Raw genomic sequence first — 17179 nt, 5'->3', positions numbered from 1 at the left:
CGATCCGTGACGGACCGAGTAGAGCGGAGCCGTATGTCCCACCACATCGCCCGCATGGTCCCGCCGCTCGCCGGGCCATGGAAGCGGCGGCCCCTCGGCATGTGGCCGTTGTGCCGTCTGGTCATCGACCCCCTCAGTCCTGAAGAGTTCAACACGTTCGTCCGGCTCTATCATCAACTGCCTGTCACCGCACGAAAAAGCAGAGACGGTGACATGCGGACCCTACTTCGCCGTTGCGGTGCGAATACCTGAGGCCCTGCCCGAATCCTCCGAGCCGGGCCCACGGCAGGCGCCATCGCACCCGGCCTGTCGGCTCGGGGCTTTGACGCGCCGAGCGCCATGTGGTGACGCCCAGTCAGATGAGATAGACGGCACCGAGGATCTTCACCACCGTCAATGCCTGGGCCGACGCCGCGAGCCTAGACAGCGGGAAGGCGCGAAGCCACCCAGGCGCCGTTCGGCGAAGGCGGTGGTTAGATGCCGTCTCCGTAACCGGGGTTGGGAGGTTGGCGGGGAGTCCACCACTCCAGAAGTCCCCACACCCCAAAGGCGAGCGCGGCCACGGCGGCGAGTACCGCAACCCAGGGCCGGCCCGACCAGCGGGTGGCCAGCGCCCAAGCCAGCAGCGGAACCAGAGCACCGCCGAGCAGGACAAGCGGTAGATCGACGAAGAGCACGCTCAGATCACGGGCATGGCCCTCGAACCCACCATTGATACTGATCGCGGCCCGCGGTGCCCACGCAAGGGCCGCAGTCGCTGCGCCGAGGCCGGCAAGGAGGCATCCGGCGCCGCAGGTGGAGGTGCCTGAAGGGGTGCTCATGCGGTGGGCAATGGGAAGGACGCCGATGCAGCAGCGGGTTGAGCACTCCTGGCGCCGCCGTCATACGAGGCACCCGGTCTCCTTCGCACGAAGAGCCGTAAGGAGCCAACCTCGTCGGCGTCGGGGTGGGCGTCGGCGAACAGCAACGGCACGGTGGCGTAGTACTGCCCGATGCGGGCACGTAGCAAGTCGCTCATGCGGCGATCCCACCACGGCACGGTGCCGCACTGCATCCGCGATTGTCCGCCGGCAACAGTTCACTTCGCCAGATCGTCGCCATGCCCCCTTCAGTAGCAGGTTCTGAGGCTCGTTGACTCGTCGGGAGATGGTGGCCGGCGCGGCCCTCTCCGGGATCGCCATGGGCATCCAGAAGGTGGCCGAAGCCACCGCGCGACCGGGCGCGGAACGCCAGCCGGCCGGATGCCTGGCGGCACTGACCGCCCCGCCGGTCGCCGCGACGGTTCCCCTGGGGAGCCGCCCGCCCGTACGCCGGCGTCGTCCGCCCCGCCCAGCCGTCGCACGACGTGATGCGCCTGCGCGGCTGCTTGCAGGATGCCAACCTCAACCGCACCAGCGCCGTCGTCCTGGGCGAGGGGCAGGGTGAGTACCGGGATTGACTGCGCTGCGACGGGTGCCGGTTCACGGGTGGGCCCGCAAGATGTCGAGCGCCGTCAGCGCCACATGGAGTTCGGTGCGCTCCTCGCCGGACTCGAGGTCGCAGGCCAGCAAGCGCTCGATGGTGCGCAGGCGCTGGTAGACGGTCTCCCGGGACAGTCCGCCACGGCGTGCGGCGGTGGTCTTGTTGCCGGCCGAGTCGAGGTAGTGGCGCAGGGTCGTCAGCAGGTCGGTGCCGTGTCGGGTGTCGTGGTCGATGAGCGGACCGAGCCGGTGTTCCGCGTACTCCTGGATGCGGGGGTCCTCGCGGAACGCGTACAGCAGGCGGCGCAGTCCGATGTCGGGCAGTTCGTGGAAGGAGCGGTCCGGGGGGAGGGGCTGGCCGGGCGGCGTGGCCTCGGCGACGCGGGCCGCCGCGCGGAAGGAGCGGGCGGTGTCGCGGAGGTCCGTGACCTCCGAGCCGACGCTCACGACCGCCGGCGAGGCGACGTCCAGCGCGGCGCGGCCGAGCTGCTCGGCGACAGGCCGCCAGAGCTGGGACGGGCGAAGGGCCAGCAGGACGCCGAGACGGCCGGGAGCCAGCTCACCGACGAGCGCCGGAATCCCTGTTGTCCGCGCTTCTTCGGAGAGACGGGCCTCAAGGACCGCCGCCTCGTCCGAGTCCGATGTACGGAGGTCCGCTGTACCGAGATCCACGAGGATCGCGAGAAACCGGCTGTCCTCCGTGGGCAGGCCCAGTGCGGCGAAGCGGGCGCGGGCGTCCTCGGGGGAGTGGTGGCGCTGTTCGGCCAGGTCCCGCAGGGCGTCCCGATGCGCTGTGCGCTCCCAGGGCGTGGGGTGGATGAGGCGGGCGACGGCCAGGGCCATCGCCGTACGCTCCAGCACGGTGATGTGCTCCGGGCCGAAAGCCGACTCGCCGGCCCGGACCGCGAGCATGGCCACGCGACCCCAGCGCTCGCCCTGGTACTCGACGGGTGCGGTGAGCCAGCCCTCCGGGCCGCCCACGCCCGGGTGGTCACCGGTCGGCGTCGCCCGGGAGCGCTGTTCCCAGTCGGTCAGCGCCTCCTCCAGCGTGCTGCCGGAGACCTCGTACGTCAGCGCCTGGTGCACCAGGTTCTCCAGTACGACGGTGTGGCCGCTCAGCTGCGCCGCCACGCGCACCACGTCTTCGGGTCCCGCGCCGCGCAGCGTCAGGGCGGTGAACGCCTCGTGGATGCGCTGGGTCCTGCGCATCGCGTCCGCCTGGCTGCCGAGGATGAGTGCGTGGACGACCTGGGTGACCTCCAGGAAGTTGACGTCCTTGGCGAGGGCGATGAGCGGGAGGCCGCGGGTTCGGCAGGCCTGGACGAGCAGGTCGGGCGGGCGGTGGTAGCGCCGTACGAGTTCGATGACCAGGGCCGCGGCCCCGATGTCGGTGAGTTCGTCGACGTAGCGGCGGACGCCCGCCGGGTCCTCGGGCAGGGGCATTCCGGTGGTCAGGACGAGTTCGCCGCCCTTGAGGAAGGACGCGGGATCCGTGAGTTCGGTGATGTGGACCCAGCGCACCGGACGATCGAGGTGAGCGACGCCCGTCACCACCTCGGGTCGTCCGGCGGCCATGACGGGGAGGGCGAGGACGTCGGCGACAGTGGGCGCGTGGCCGGCCGCCGCGGTGTCCCGGTCGTCGGCGGCCGGCGGACGATCTGTCGGGTCCTTGTCGTTCACGGTGTCTCCATAGGGGTCTCCGCGCTCGAGAAGCCGGGAGTGGGGGAGGAGCCGACCCCTCGGGGAAGTGACCCGGTCACTGTGGCAAGCGGCGCTGACCTGCGCAAGAGCTGTCCGCCGGCGCACGCCCCCTCGCCTCGCGGCTCCGCGGTTGACACAACGTCCGATCATCGCGCTCCAGCCGGACAGATCGCGCGTTGTAGCCCTTCACAGCCGCGGAAATACTCGGGATACGGGAGCAAGCAGACCACGCAGATCACGACGTACGGCCGGGAGACGAACATGACCGCACTGTCGCCGCACCTTCGCCAGGCCACCCCCGTGACGGCGGTCCGGGGCGAGGGCGTCCACCTGTACGGCGAGGACGGCCGCCGTTACCTCGACTTCACCGCCGGCATCGGCGTCACCAGCACCGGACACTGCCACCCCACGGTCGTGGCGGCTGCCCAGGAACAGGTGGGCACGCTGGTCCACGGCCAGTACACGACGGTCATGCACCCGCCGCTGCGGCGGCTGGTCGACAAGCTCGGCGAGGTGCTGCCGGCCGGCCTGGACAGCCTGTTCTTCACCAACTCCGGCAGCGAGGCCGTCGAGGCGGCGCTGCGACTGGCCCGCCAGGCCACCGGGCGGCCCAACATCCTGGTCTGCCACGGCGGTTTCCACGGCCGCACGGTGGCTGCCGCCGCCATGACCACCTCGGGCACCCGCTTCCGCTCCGGCTTCTCGCCGCTGATGAGCGGCGTGGTCGTCACTCCGTTCCCGACGGCCTACCGGTACGGCTGGGACGAGGAGACCGCCACCAGCTTCGCCCTGAAGGAGCTCGACTACACGCTCCAGACGATCTCCTCGCCCGCCGACACGGCCGCGATCATCGTCGAGCCGGTGCTCGGCGAGGGCGGCTACGTGCCCGCGAACCGTGCCTTCATGGAGGGGCTGCGCGAGCGGGCGGACCGCCATGGCTTCCTGCTGATCCTCGACGAGGTGCAGACCGGCGTCGGCCGCACCGGCCGGTTCTGGGGCCATGACCACTTCGGCGTCACCCCGGACATCCTGATCACCGCCAAGGGTCTGGCCAGCGGGTTCCCGATCTCCGGCATCGCCGCCTCCGAGGAGCTGATGACCAAGGCGTGGCCGGGCTCGCAGGGCGGCACGTACGGCGCCAACGCCGTGGCCTGCGCCGCGGCCTGCGCCACCCTCGATGTCGTCCGCGACGAGAAGCTCGTCGAGAACGCCGAAGTGATGGGCGCCCGGCTGCGCGCCGGCCTGGAGGCGGTGGCCGACCGGACGCCGGCCATCGGGGACGTACGAGGCCTGGGTCTGATGCTCGCCTCCGAGTTCGTCACCGAGGACGGCAGCCCCGACCCGGAGACCGCCGCCCGCGTCCAGCGCGCCGCCGTCGACGAGGGACTGCTCCTGCTGCTGTGCGGGGCCTGGAACCAGGTCGTACGGATGATCCCGGCGCTCGTCATCGACGAGACGGCGGTGGACGAGGGCCTTCAGGCGTGGACGGCCGCGGTGGAGGCCGGTACCACAGGGGCGTCACAGCGATGACGGACTCCCTCGCGCACCTGGTCGACGAGCTCGCCCGCACCGCTCCCGGCCTGCGGATCGAGACCGGTGCGGGAGGGACCGGCGCGTACGCCTACGACGCCTCCAACTACCGGGTCCCGCCGCGGGCGGTGGCCTTCCCCCGCAGCTCCGACGACGTGTGCGCGGTGCTGCGGGCCTGCCGGGAGGCGGGCGTCCCGGTCACCGCGCGCGGCGGCGGCACCAGCATGGCGGGCAACGCCGTCGGACCCGGCGTCGTCCTGGATTTCTCGCGGCACATGAACGGGATCCTGGACGTCGACCCGGAGGCGCGCACCGCGCGCGTCGAGGCGGGCGTGGTCCTCGACGCGCTCCAGAGCGCGACGGGCCCGCACGGGCTGGCTTTCGGCCCCGACCCTTCCTCGCACAGCCGCTGCACCCTCGGCGGCATGATCGGAAACGACGCGTGCGGCAACCGGTCGGTGCGGCACGGGCGTACCAGCAGCCACATCGAGGCACTGGAGATCGTGACCGCCGACAGCGTACGGGCTGTCGCCGACCGCACCGGACTGCGCGCCGCCGACCCGAACGACACCGACGCCGTGCAGCGCGTCGCCCGCCTGGAGGCGGACGTACGAGGCTTGATCGGCGATGGCCTGGCCCCGATCCGCACCGAACTGGGGCGCGTTCCCCGCCAGGTGTCCGGTTACCAGCTGCACCACCTGCTGCCCGAGCACGGCTTCGACATGGCCCGCGCCCTGGTCGGCACCGAGGGCACCTGCGCGGTCGTCACCGCCGCGACGGTCCGCCTGGTGGCGACCGCACAGGCATCGGCGCTGCTGACCCTCGGCTACGACGACGTCGTCGACGCGGCCGAGGACGTGTCGGAGATCCTGCGCTGGAATCCCACCGCCGTGGAGGGCATGGACGAGGCGATCGTCGCCACCATGCGTGCCCGGCGCGGCCCGGACTCTGTGACCGGACTGCCCGAGGGGCGTGCCTGGCTGTACGTCGAACTCGACGGCGACGACCAGAGCGCGGTGGACGCCCGCGCCGCCGAGCTGCTGGACGTGCTCAAGGCGCAGGGCCGGCTGACCGGCGGCCGGGTCGTCGAGAGCCCGGCCGAACGGCGCTCGCTGTGGCGGGTCCGCGAGGACGGCGCCGGGCTCGCCGCCCGTCTCGTCGATGGCGGGGAGTCCTGGCCCGGCTGGGAGGACGCGGCCGTGGCACCGGAGAACCTGGCCGCCTACCTGCGGGACTTCCGCAAGCTGCTGACCACGCGCGGGCTGACCGGCGTGCTCTACGGCCACTTCGGCGCCGGCTGCGTGCATGTGCGCATCGACTTCGACCTCGCCACGGAGCCCGGGCGAGCCGCCACCCGCAGGTTCGTTGCCGAGGCGGCCGCCCTGGTCGTCGAGCACGGGGGAACCCTGTCGGGCGAGCACGGCGACGGGCGGGCGCGCGGCGAACTGCTGGAGGTCATGTACAGCCACCGCATGATCCGCACGTTCGCCGCCTTCAAGGAGATCTTCGACCCTGAAGGACTGCTGAACCCGGGTGTCATCGTGGCCCCGGCCCGCCTGGACGCCGACCTGGCGCTGCACACACCCTCCGACGTGCTGCCCGTCCACACCCTCTTCTCCTTCCCGCACGACGAGGACGGCTTCGCGGGTGCCGTGCGCCGCTGTGTCGGCGTCGGCCGCTGCCGCAGCGACGCGGGCGGTGTGATGTGTCCCAGCTACCGGGCGACGGGAGAGGAGAACGACTCCACGCGGGGCCGGGCCCGCCTGCTCCAGGAGATGGTGCGGGGCGGGACGGTCCAGGACGGCTGGCGTTCGACCGAGGTCAAGGACGCCCTCGATCTGTGCCTGTCCTGCAAGGCGTGCTCCAGCGACTGCCCGGTCGGTGTCGACATGGCGACGTACAAGGCGGAGTTCCTGCACCAGCACTACAAGGGCAGGCTCCGGCCCCGCTCCCACTACTCACTGGGCTGGCTGCCCCTGACCTCGGCCCTGGCCGGATTCGCCGCCCGGCCGGTCAACGCGCTGCTGCGCGGGCCGGTCGGCAGAGCGCTCGCCCGGCTCGGAGGCGTGACCACCAAGCGCAGCATCCCGGCCTTCGCCTCCCGGCGAGCCCTGCGCAAGGCGCTGCGCGCGGCGAAAACCGTCGAACCATCGAAGGCCCTGCTCTTCGTCGACAGCTTCACGCGCGCCTTCCGCCCGGAGGTCGCGGGCGCCGCGAGCCGCGTGCTCGCCGATGCCGGAATCCCCAACACGGCGCAGGACGGGCTGTGTTGCGGACTGACCTGGGTCAGCACCGGTCAGCTGTCCGTCGCGCGCCGCATCATGGCCCGTACGGTGGCGCGCCTGGACAGCGGCGACGGCCTGCCGATCGTCGTCGCGGAACCCAGCTGCGCGGCAGCGCTCAAGCGGGACGTGCGCGAACTGCTCGGCACCGAGGCCGCCCGGCGCGTCGCGGCCCGCGTCCACACCCTCACCGGCGCCCTGACCGACCTGGCCGCCCCCGACTGGACGCCACCGGACCTGCCGGACAACGTCGTCCTGCAGACCCACTGCCACGAATACGCCACCTTCACCGGCCGGCGCCCACGAGACCTGCTGCGCAAACTCGGCGTACGCAAGGTGGACGAGGCCGAGGGCTGCTGCGGACTCGCCGGGAACTTCGGCTTCGAGGAGCAGCACTACGACACCTCGATGGCGGTCGCCGACCTGGCGCTGAAACCCCGCCTCGATGCCGTCGACGGCGCTGAGCGGACCGTTGTCGTGGCCGACGGATTCAGCTGCGCCACCCAGATCGACCACCTCGCCGGTGACCGGGACATCCGTGCCCTGCACCTCGCGGAACTGCTCGACCCCGCCGCCGATCAACCAGGAGAGACCAAGTGACCGACACACCCACGCAGTTGTTCATCGGCGGTGCCTGGGTGGACGCCGCGGACGGCGCCACCCTGCCCGTGGACGACCCGGCGACCGGCGAGATCATCGCCCACGTCGCCGACGCGGGCCCCAAGGACGCCCGGCTCGCGGAAGACGCGGCCGTGCAGGCACAGGAGCAGTGGGCTCGTACGGCACCGCGGGCGCGCAGTGAGATCCTGCGCCGCGCGTACGAGATCATCCTCGACCGCACAGACGAGCTCGTCCACCTGATGACGGCCGAGATGGGCAAGCCGCTCGCCGAGGCCAGGGGAGAGGTGGCGTACGCGGCGGAGTTCTTCCGCTGGTTCTCCGAGGAGGCCGTACGCATCGACGGCGGAGCCGGCGTCCTGCCCGACGGCCGCAACCGCATGCTGCTCTCCCGCCGCCCGGTCGGCCCCTGCCTGCTGATCACCCCGTGGAACTTTCCTCTCGCCATGGGTACCCGCAAGATCGGCCCGGCGATCGCCGCGGGCTGCACGATGATCCTCAAGCCGGCCCCGCAGACCCCTCTCTCCAGCCTGGCCCTCGCCGCGATCCTCAAGGAGGCCGGGCTGCCGGACGGCGTGCTGAACGTCGTCACCACCTCCCGTGCGGGTGAGGTGGTCGAGCCCCTGCTGCGCGGCGGCCGGATCCGAAAGCTGTCCTTCACCGGCTCCACGGCCGTCGGGCGGCTGTTGCTCGCGCAGTGCGCCGACGCCGTCGTACGTACGTCGATGGAGTTGGGCGGCAACGCGCCGTTTGTCGTCCTCGAGGACGCCGACCTGGACAAGGCCGTGGACGGCGCGATGGTCGCCAAGATGCGCAACATGGGCGAGGCGTGCACCGCCGCCAACCGCTTCTTCGTCCACACCTCGGTGGCGGAGGAGTTCGGGCGGCGCCTGGCCGAGCGCATGGGCGCGCTGGTCGTGGGCCCCGGCACCCGGAACGGCGTCGATGTCGGCCCGCTGATCGACAGGGTCGGACGGGGCAAGGTCGAGGAACTGGTGGCCGACGCGGTGGAGCGCGGCGCCCGGGTGCTCGTCGGCGGCCGTACACCGGAAGGCGCGGGCTGCTTCTACCCGCCGACCGTGCTCGCGGACGTCGACCCCGGCAGCCGCCTGATGGACACGGAGATCTTCGGCCCGGTCGCGGCGATCCTCACCTTCGACGACGAGGACGAGGTGATCGGCCGGGCCAACGACACCCCCTGGGGCCTCGTCGGCTACGTCTTCACCGAGGGCCTCGACCGAGCGCTGCGCGTCAGCGAACGCCTGGAGGTCGGCATGGTCGGCCTCAACACCGGCCTCGTCTCCAACCCTGCCGCCCCCTTCGGTGGCGTCAAGCAGTCCGGGCTGGGCCGCGAGGGCGGCCGGGTCGGAATCGACGAGTTCCTGGAGTACCAGTACCTCGCGGTGCCCGTGCGATGACGGCGGCGGTCCTGCCCTGACACACCCCATCGCGCACCGCGCGGGCCACCCCGTGCCCGGTCGAACTGTCCTCATGGCCAGCGCTTCATCGTTGTCGACTGCCTGCCGATCCGAGCTGAGGGGACCCCCGAGATGCGGGCTCGGTCACGATGGCGGCGTCGAAGCGCTGAGTGCCGCGGAGCGTCTCGCGTCTGCATGTCGGGTTGAGGCTCTCCGCGGCACGTCATGGTTCTGCGGCCAGTCAGTACGGATCGTCGTGGGTTCTAGGGGCGCGCCGTCGAGGAGCGGCTGTTGTACGCCTCCACCTTGAGAAGCGGGCTGGGTGACTTCAGAGCCCGGGCGGGCCAGGACAAGGTGACGGTCTGTGACTCGCCGGGCAGCAGCCACAGGTAGTTGTCGCTGTAGAGCGTCGGCAGCACACGATGGCCGGTCGTGCCGTCCAGCAGTGAGAGCCGGACCATGGCGGCAACGGCCGGACCGTGGTTGCGGATGGTGGCGGTCAGGTCGTGACGGGTCCCGGAACGCGACAGGCGTGTGACCGTTGCGGACACCTTCGCCTGCGGTGCCTTGGTCAAGGACTGCATGGCGGCCGGGGTGCGATAGCGCCAGTACGTGTTGTGCGATACGACGCGGCCGTCGCTGTTCTCCAGGGTCAGGCGCAGAAGGTGCAGGTCGGGCAGATCGTCGGTCCAGCCGGCGGTGAACGCCTTCGCGGTGGCTGCCGGTGCCACGTTCAGTCGGGCGTCCCTGCTCTTGCCGAGCTGCCGCCCCGACAGGTCGAGCAGTCGTGCGGTGACGGTGGCGTTCCGCAGGTCCTTCCGGGTGTGATTGACGGCGAGGATCTGGCCCTTGGGGTCGGCCTGCACGTGCAGGGGCTCGCAGGCCGTGCGGGCGCCGTAGTAGGTGCCATTGACGTCGAAGTCGTAGTCGTAGGTCTGCCAGACCGTGCTGTGCCACGCCGGGTGGGACATCCACAGCATGAGGCCGCTGGCGTTGTCCCACAGGTTCGCGTTCCATGCCTCGAACATGGCGCGCGTGTTCTCGTAGTTGACGAACTGGGCCTTGCGGGCGAAGTCGTCCAGGTCCGTGGCCGCTCCGAGGCGGGCTTCGACGGCGGCCTTGTACGTGTGCGGCGCCTGGTTCCCGCGCTCGCTCCAGTCGTGGTAGTACCAGGCGCCGCGTATCGGCCACTCGGGCTCGTCGCCCGTCATGTTGCGCATGCTGGCGGCGGTGGAGACGACGGGCATGCCGATCTCGGTGTGGAAACCGAAGTCCTTGCTGCCGTAGATGGACGGGTCGAAGTACTTCTCCGGCTCGACCCAGCCGTACGGTCCGCCGCCGGTGACGATCCCGCCGGCCGAGTTGTTCTGGTAGAGGATGCCGGGGACCTGCTGTTCGACGGCTTCACGCATGCCCTTGTCGATGGCGGCCGGCGGGTTGCCCTCGTTGGCTCCGCACCAGACCACCACGCTGGGGTGGATGCGGTAGCGCAGGACGGTGTCCCGCGCGATCGAGTTGAAGGCGTCGTGGTCCGGCGGGTCCATGGCCCACGCGTTGGGGAAGTCGTTCCACACCAGGATCCCGTGTGTGTCGCAGGCGGCGAAGAACTCCTCCCGGTCGCAGGTGCCCACCCAGTTGCGGATCATCGTGAAGTTCATGTCACGGTGCATCCGTACGGCCGCGTCCATCCGCTCCGACGGCATCCGGCGCAGCAGTTCGTCCCAGCCCCAGTTTCCGCCGCGGGCCAGGACCCGGACGCCGTTCACGCTGATCTTCAGAGGGTCGGGGGTGTTGGACACGGACTTCACGTCGGTCCAGGTGTCCGCGTCGTCGGACACCTGGATCACGTAGGTCTTCGGGTAGGCCGACTCCCACAGGATGGCCACCCGGTCGAACCTCTTCGCGGAGCCGAGATCGACCTGGATCCACTGGTGGTCCTCGTACTGGGAGGACCAGCGGGTGCCCGGATCGCCGTCGGTGGCGTGGGCGGCCGGGTGGTCGGGCTCCTCGGTCGAGGCAGCCGCCTTCTGGCGCAGGGCGAGGTCGGTTCCGGGGTCGGCGCTGTCGATGACGCCCAGTGACCACAGGGAGTTGCCCCAGCTCGTGTTGCGCAGCCCGCAGGCGATGCGGACGTAGCGGGCGGTTCGGGGAGCGAAGTCCTCGACCTGCAGGCTGGCGTTGCCGTTGTTGAAGGGCAGTGGCACCGCCCCGTTGTCCACCGACGCCACATCTGTCCAGTTGGCGTCGTCGGAGGAGACCTGCACCACGTAGGTCTTCGCGTACGCCTGCTCCCAGACCAGGTCGACCCGGTCGAGGGACTGCTGGGATCCCAGGTCGACGCGGATCCAGTGGTCGTCCTCGTAGGCCGAGGACCAGCGGGTGGCGGGATCGCCGTCGGTCACGTGGGCCGGGCCGTGATCGTTCCCGTCCGTGCTCGAGGCGTCGGCCTGTGCGTGCAGGGCGAGGTCGGTGGAGGGCCGGGCGCTGTCGAACACGGACAGGGTCCACAGCGAGCTGCCCCAACTGGTGGCCCGGGTCAGGCACTTGATGCGTACGTACCGGGCCTGCTGCCGGTCGAAGGTCACGGACTGGGTGTAGGCGTCACCGGAGGCGGCGAACGGCAGCGGCACCTCGTACTCGTAGCCGAACTGGCGGATGCCGAACCGGGTGGCACGACGGTCGCTCTCGTCGCCGTCGACCGACGCGACCAGGGTGAGGTCATGCAGGGCGGGGTCACCGAGCCCGTTGGGCCACCACAGCCTGGGGTTGCGCAGCCGCAGGCGGCCGAAGGCGTCGGGGGTGAAGGTCACGTCGATGCTTTTGCCCGCCGGCACGGTGACGACCTTGGAGACCCGTATGTCGTCGAAGGCCGCGGAGACCGTCGCTCGGTGGTCGGCGGTGTCGGCGTTGCGGACCGGAACGACGATGGTCAACTCGGCGACGGACACATCAGGCAGGTTCGGCAGGACCGTGTCGACACGCGGATCGCCGATCACGACATGGCCGGTGGATCTCAGCCGGACGTGGTTCCAGATGCCGGCGGCCCGGTCGCGTACCGCGGGCATCCAGTCCCAGCCCGAGGAGGCCAGGTAGGTGGGCGAGTTGAGGTTCATCTGGTTGGCGCCCGCGTCCACCCAGGCCTCGCCGGCCGGGCCCTTGTCACCGGGGCTGCCGGGAACCGGCATCGGCGTGATCTTCACCGCTAGGGCGTTCGTGTCGTCCGTCGAGAGCAGCTCGGTCACGTCGTGGGCGGAGCGGGCGAAGGGATACGTCAGATCGCCCACGTGCCGAGCGTTGAGCCAGATGTCGGCCGTGTGGTTGATGCCGTCGAACTCCAGCCAGATCCGGCGCCCGGCTCCGGTGCGCAGACCGCGCGGCAGCTCGAAGTCCCGCTTGTACCACCACGCGTGCCGTGACAGGGCCTCGGGGACCTGGAGGTTGTTGAGTCCGACGACGGGATCGGGCAGCTTGCCCTGGTCCACGAGCGAGGTCAGCACCGTGCCGGGGACGGTGGCCGGCAGCCAGCCGCCGGTGTCGACGGACGTCTTCGACAGGTCCTTGCCCTCGGCGCCGGCCCACTCGTCGAGGGTCAGCCGCCAACCGGACTCCACCGGCACGGTGCCGTCATCGGCCACCGTCAGCTTGGGCGCAGGCCCGGAGTGCGTGCCCCAGTCCGTCCAGCCGGTGGCCGACGGCCGGTGTCCCTTGGCGGTGCCGTAGACCTCGAAGCCGTTCAGGCCCAGGGGGTTGGGGCTGGAGCGCTTGCGCGAGGTCATCCGCACCCAGCGCGCCGTGACCGGGCGGGGGAGCTGGATGTTCACCACGCCGCCGGTGCCCGCCGTCGTGCGGTACACGCTCGTCCAGGACGCACGGTCGGTCGACGTCTCGACCGTGTACTCGACCGCGTAACTCGACTGGATCTCCTTGCCCGTGGTGCCGTTGGCCGGATTGCCCGTGGTGGGGGGCGTGAACACCGGGTCACTGGCATCGGCTTCGAAAGTGAGACGGATCCAGGTGACGTCGCATGCGGCCTGCAGATCGATCGAGATCCACTGCGGGTCACCCGCTGCCGCGCGCCATCCGCTGCCGCGCACTCCCGGTGAGGTGAGCCGATCGACCACGAACGAGCCCGGGGTGGGCGCGTAGGCCGTCGAAGAGACCGCGACGGGGCGGTGGAGCGCGAGCTCACGAGTGGGGGAAGGCGCGGCCGGCATGTCGGTGCCGGCAGCGGCAGCGGTCGACACGGGCAACAGGGAACCGAGACCGAACCCCGCCAGCAGAGTGGAGCCCCCGGTGACGACCGACCGTCGCGACGGGTGACGTGGCGGACTCGACTGATCTGTCATGAGTGTGATGTCCCATCAAAAGACAGCGGCACGGGCCGGACACGACACGGCGCGCGTGGTGCCAAACGGAATGACAACGTTGCCAAAGGCTGTGGTGCGAGGGGATTCCTGTCAACCCCTGGTGCAAGACCAGAGCCGCTTTCTATTAAATTAGGAATTAATATTGACAGGGTTTCGGCCACGCGCCACAGTCTTCGCCGTGACGTCGGCGGCCCCTGTTGCAGCGCGGCCCGCGTCACGCCCTCGTGCTTCCCAACCATCGGGAGAGGCAAGTGACTTCACCCCCGCAGCCCCGTACACCCGCAGCGCTGAGACTCACGCGCCGTGCCACCACGGTCGCGATCGCCACGGTCCTGGCGGTGACCGCGGCCCCTGTGGCCACGGCGCAGACCGCCGTCGACCAGGGCGCGCCCGAGTACTACGACAGTGGTCTCGCTCCGACGCCCTACATGGGCTGGAACACGTACTACGGGCTGGGCGCACCCACCGAACAGGAAGTGCGCGCCGTCGCCGACAAGTTGGTCAGCAGCGGTCTGCGCGACAGCGGTTACGACATCGTGTGGCTCGACGGCGGCTGGCAGGCCGACAACCCGCGCGACGCGCAAGGGCGGCTCGTCGCCCATCCGAACCGCTTCCCCTCCGGCATCCCGGCGCTGGTCTCCTACCTCCACCAGCGCGGACTCAAGGCAGGCATCTACACCGACGCCGGCGCCTACGACGGCGGCAAGAGCTGCGGTCTCGGCAGCAGGGGGTACTACGAGGAGGACGCGCGGCAGTTCGCGGGCTGGAAGATCGACGCGGTCAAGGTCGACTTCCTGTGCGGGATCGGCGCCAAGCTCGATCCGGGCCCCGCGTTCAAGGAGTTCAGCGACGCGGTGGCCAAGTCCGGCCGGAAGATGCTGCTGAATCTGTGCAACCCGCTGACCGACGACTGGGGGCTGCCGCACACGCCCGAGCAGGACGCGCACAACTCGTACGTCTACGCCCCGACGATCGCCGATTCCTGGCGCACCGGCACGGACATCGCCTGGGGCACCCCGAGTCCCGGGCAGTGGCCCAACGTGCTGCGCAACATGGACGCCAACGCCTGGCACCCCGAGGCGCAGGGCCCGGGCCGCTACAACGACCCGGACTACCTCATCCCCATGCGTCGCATGGGCGACGGGTCCCTGGAGCTGACGCAGGAGGAGTCCACCACGCAGTTCGTGATGTGGGCCGAGATGGGCTCGCCGCTCGTCCTGGGCTCCGACCCGCGCACCCTGTCGGACTCGATGATCGAGACGCTGCGCAACCCGGAGATCATCGCTGTCGACCAAGACCCCCTGGCCGTCCAGGGCGTACGGGTGGCCTCCGACTCCGTCGGCGACGTCTACAGCAAGGTCCTCGAAGGCAATGGCCGGCGGGCGGTCGTGCTGCTCAACCGCTCCGACCGGCCGGTCGAGCGCACGGTCCGGTTCTCCGACGTGGGGCTCGGTGGGGCGGTGCGGGTCCGCGACCTGCGGGCACGAGAGGACCGGGGCGTTCACACCGACACGTACACGGTCGAAGTTCCGGCGCACGGCACCGCGTTCCTGAAGCTGTCCGGCCCGGACGCCCTGCCCGGCACCAGCCTGGGACAGCGGGCCACGGCGAGTCCGGCAGTGGTGCGCGACGGCGACACACTCACGACCTTCCTGCGCGGACCGGACGGCGCCCTCGTCCAGCACACCGCCTCCGCCGACGGCAGCGGCAGGCCGCGGATCCGGGATCTCGGCGGTCCTGCGAAGGGCAGGATCCTGGGGCAGCCGGCCGCGTACGCCTCGGCGGGCGGCCGGATCGACGTGTTCGTGCGGGGCGCCGACTCCCGGGTGTACCGGCGGGTCTTCTCCGGCGGCCGTTGGGGCACGTGGCAGAGCCTGGGCGGCCAGGTGACCGACGCGCCGTCGGTGGCGTTCACCGATCCCGGTCACTGGACGCTGTTCGCCCGGGGCTCCGACGGGCGGATCGTGCAGCGCGGCCCTTCGTCCGGGTGGACGTCGCTCGACGCACCCGGTGGCCGGCCGACCTACGGGCGGCCGTCCGCCGTCGTCGACGCCCAGGGGCGGGTCCACGTGGCCGTTCGCACCGCGGCGGACGACGTGTGGACGCGGTCCCGGGCGACGTCGGGGGAGGGGTCGCAGTGGACGTCGCTCGGCGGGACCGTCAGCGGCAGCCCGACGCTCGTCGCGGTGGGAGACGCCGTGGTGCTGTACGCGCGGGCCGCCGACTACACGCTCTGGCAGCAGCGGTACGAGAACGGTGCCTGGCAGGGCTGGACCAAGCGGCAGGAGTTCCCCAGCGCCGCCTTCGACGGGGCGCTCGGAGCGGTGGCCGGACCGGGCGGCACGGTCGACGCGGTGTTCCGCGGAGTCGACGGACACGTCCACCGGACCCAGTTCAAATAAATTAGTAATTATTCTTGACGTGGTCGAAGCACCACGCGAATCTGGATCCGCGCGAGCGGGGCCCCGGCCGTCAGGAGGGCCCGCCCCACTCGCGCGGATCTGCAGGGAGCCTCCATGACGAACCATCAGCCCAACCGACGCCGGTTCCTCACCGGACTCGGCGCCGCCGGGACGGCGGCGCTGCTCAGCGGCTGTGTCACCGCCACCTCCTCCGGCAAGAGCTCCTCGAAAGGCGCGGTGACCCTCCAGTCCAACCTCTCCGCCCCGCAGGCCAAGGCCGCGATGGAGGACATCGTCGCCGCCTACGCGAAGAAGGGGTCCGGGCGCGCCACCCTCAACACCGTCGCCGCGGAGACCTTCCGCACCCAGCTGCCGACGTATCTCACCTCCGCCAACCCGCCTGACGTCTGCACCTGGTACCCCGGCTCGGTCGCGGACGCCTACGCCAAGAAGGACCTGCTGCTCGACCTCGACGACGTCTGGACCTCGCCCGACCTCAAGGGCTACTCCAAGGCGCTGCACAGCCTGTGCACCGCGAGCTCCGGCAAGAAGGTCTTCGTCCCCGCCACCTACTACTGGTGGGGCATGTTCTACCGGAAGTCCAACTTCGCGAAGTGGGGCGTGAGCGAGCCCAAGAGCTGGGACGACTTCCTGGACCTGTGCGACAAGCTCAAGTCCAAGGGCGTAGACCCGATCGGCCTGGGCGCCGGCGGCAACACCGCCTGGGTGGCCTCGGCCTGGTTCGACTACCTCGACATCCGCATCAACGGCGCCGACTACCACCGCCAACTCCTCGCCGGCAAGCACCGGTTCGACGACCCCGAGGTACGCAAGGTCTTCGACCGGTGGCAGGAGCTGCTGCCGTACTTCGACCCGAACGGCACCGCCGTCGCCTTCCAGGACGCCACGACCTCCCTGCTCAACGGCCGCAGCGGCATGATGCTGATCGGCACCTTCTTCGCCGACGCGGCGCCCAAGGACGCCCTGGACGACATCGACTTCTTCCGCTTCCCCGTCATCGACCCGAAGATCCCGCTCGCCGAAGAGGCCCCGGTCGACGGCTACTTCGCCAGCGCCCGCACCGGCCGCCGCGACCAGGTGTCCGACCTGCTGCGCTACCTCGCCACCGCCGAAGCCCAGGAGATCTACATCAAGGGCTCGTCCGGGACCGTCCTGCCATGCCACCCGGACGCGAAGGACGCCGGCACCGCGCTGGTGAAGAAGGGCCGCAAGCACATCGAGGAAGCAGTCGAGATCACCCAGTTCTTCAACCGGGACTCCAGCGACGCCATGCAGCCCGCGGCGGACACCGCGCTGACGAAGTTCCTGGCCAAACCGAAGAGCATCGGCGGCATCCTCACCGACTGGCAGCGCGACGCCGAAAAGATCTGGAACGCCTGA

General features: G+C 70.7%; 9 protein-coding genes. 5 read left to right on the top strand and 4 right to left on the bottom strand.

Going from position 1 to position 17179, the window contains the following annotated elements:
- Window positions 1-473: 473 nt before the first annotated feature.
- The 3 genes from GAS53_RS24935 to GAS53_RS24925 form a co-directional block, all read right to left on the bottom strand.
- Window positions 474-821: a hypothetical protein gene (locus tag GAS53_RS24935; protein ID WP_151479938.1), complete on the bottom strand. Its 348-nt coding sequence runs from the start codon at window positions 819-821 to the stop codon at window positions 474-476.
- Window positions 818-1018, bottom strand: a complete 201-nt coding sequence (locus GAS53_RS24930) for a hypothetical protein (protein ID WP_192583265.1) — start codon at window positions 1016-1018, stop codon at window positions 818-820. Before GAS53_RS24930 ends, GAS53_RS24935 begins: the two co-directional genes overlap by 4 nt.
- Window positions 1019-1460: 442 nt before the next feature.
- The gene (locus tag GAS53_RS24925; protein ID WP_151479937.1) at window positions 1461-3140 is read right to left on the bottom strand and encodes a PucR family transcriptional regulator; all 1680 of its coding nucleotides are present in this window, start codon (window positions 3138-3140) and stop codon (window positions 1461-1463) included.
- A 282-nt stretch (window positions 3141-3422) separates the two neighbouring features.
- Between GAS53_RS24925 and GAS53_RS24920 the strand changes: the two genes are divergently transcribed.
- The 3 genes from GAS53_RS24920 to GAS53_RS24910 are packed head-to-tail and all read left to right on the top strand — an operon-like array spanning window position 3423 to window position 9009.
- Window positions 3423-4691: an aspartate aminotransferase family protein gene (locus GAS53_RS24920; protein WP_151479936.1), complete on the top strand. Its 1269-nt coding sequence runs from the start codon at window positions 3423-3425 to the stop codon at window positions 4689-4691.
- Complete coding sequence (locus tag GAS53_RS24915; RefSeq protein ID WP_151479935.1) at window positions 4688-7573, top strand: FAD-binding and (Fe-S)-binding domain-containing protein; 2886 nt, start codon at window positions 4688-4690, stop codon at window positions 7571-7573. Before GAS53_RS24920 ends, GAS53_RS24915 begins: the two co-directional genes overlap by 4 nt.
- Window positions 7570-9009, top strand: a complete 1440-nt coding sequence (locus GAS53_RS24910; RefSeq protein ID WP_151479934.1) for an NAD-dependent succinate-semialdehyde dehydrogenase — start codon at window positions 7570-7572, stop codon at window positions 9007-9009. Before GAS53_RS24915 ends, GAS53_RS24910 begins: the two co-directional genes overlap by 4 nt.
- A gap of 263 nt (window positions 9010-9272) precedes the next feature.
- Here GAS53_RS24910 and GAS53_RS24905 read toward each other — a convergent pair whose 3' ends face one another.
- The gene (locus GAS53_RS24905; RefSeq protein ID WP_151479933.1) at window positions 9273-13355 is read right to left on the bottom strand and encodes a discoidin domain-containing protein; all 4083 of its coding nucleotides are present in this window, start codon (window positions 13353-13355) and stop codon (window positions 9273-9275) included.
- Window positions 13356-13627: 272 nt separating this feature from the next.
- Here GAS53_RS24905 and GAS53_RS24900 point away from each other — a divergent pair, with 272 nt between their 5' ends.
- Together GAS53_RS24900 and GAS53_RS24895 are read left to right on the top strand one after the other, a co-directional pair.
- Window positions 13628-15778: a glycoside hydrolase family 27 protein gene (locus GAS53_RS24900; protein ID WP_151479932.1), complete on the top strand. Its 2151-nt coding sequence runs from the start codon at window positions 13628-13630 to the stop codon at window positions 15776-15778.
- 114 nt (window positions 15779-15892) lie between these two features.
- Window positions 15893-17179: an ABC transporter substrate-binding protein gene (locus tag GAS53_RS24895; protein ID WP_151479931.1), complete on the top strand. Its 1287-nt coding sequence runs from the start codon at window positions 15893-15895 to the stop codon at window positions 17177-17179.

The sequence above is a fragment of the Streptomyces albicerus genome (assembly GCF_008905045.1).
Classification (GTDB): domain Bacteria; phylum Actinomycetota; class Actinomycetes; order Streptomycetales; family Streptomycetaceae; genus Streptomyces; species Streptomyces albicerus.
This window is presented reverse-complemented; position numbering and strand designations above follow the sequence as displayed.

Excerpts from the sequence above, each read along its gene's own strand:
- GAS53_RS24920 (WP_151479936.1), top strand. The coding sequence starts at position 3,423 with ATGACCGCACTGTCGCCGCACCTTCGCCAGGCCACCCCCGTGACGGCG.
- GAS53_RS24930 (WP_192583265.1), bottom strand. The coding sequence starts at position 1,018 with ATGAGCGACTTGCTACGTGCCCGCATCGGGCAGTACTACGCCACCGTG.
- GAS53_RS24935 (WP_151479938.1), bottom strand. The coding sequence starts at position 821 with ATGAGCACCCCTTCAGGCACCTCCACCTGCGGCGCCGGATGCCTCCTT.
- GAS53_RS24915 (WP_151479935.1), top strand. The coding sequence starts at position 4,688 with ATGACGGACTCCCTCGCGCACCTGGTCGACGAGCTCGCCCGCACCGCT.
- GAS53_RS24895 (WP_151479931.1), top strand. The coding sequence starts at position 15,893 with ATGACGAACCATCAGCCCAACCGACGCCGGTTCCTCACCGGACTCGGC.
- GAS53_RS24905 (WP_151479933.1), bottom strand. The coding sequence starts at position 13,355 with ATGACAGATCAGTCGAGTCCGCCACGTCACCCGTCGCGACGGTCGGTC.